Below are 261 nucleotides of genomic sequence, written 5' to 3'. Positions count from 1 at the left end.
TGCTGCAAGCCCAGAATTGAAGGCGCAACGTATTGAAGTATTGAATCGGTTAGCTGCAGGAGAGAATGGGATTATTGTAGCACCAGTTGCAGGACTACGCAGATTTTTACCAATGGAAGAATTGTGGAAGCAAAGGCAAATCGAAATCAGTCTAGGGCAAGAGATTGATTTAGATAGATTCTTGCATACTTTACATCATATTGGTTATGAGCGTAAGTCGATGGTAGAAGCTCCTGGGGAATTCAGCTTGCGTGGGGGAAT

1 protein-coding gene is annotated in these 261 nt (G+C 43.3%); it reads left to right on the top strand.

What is annotated here, in order from left to right; genetic code table 11:
• A partial coding sequence (locus tag KVT31_RS29680; RefSeq protein WP_254637332.1) for a hypothetical protein occupies positions 1–261 on the top strand: 261 nt, incomplete at both ends.

The sequence above is a fragment of the Bacillus sp. GbtcB14 genome (assembly GCF_019091205.1).
In the GTDB taxonomy this organism is placed as follows: domain Bacteria; phylum Bacillota; class Bacilli; order Bacillales; family Bacillaceae_G; genus Bacillus_A; species Bacillus_A cereus_AG.
The sequence above is the reverse complement of the archived record's forward strand: the minus strand, read 5'-3'. Positions and strand labels throughout refer to the sequence as shown.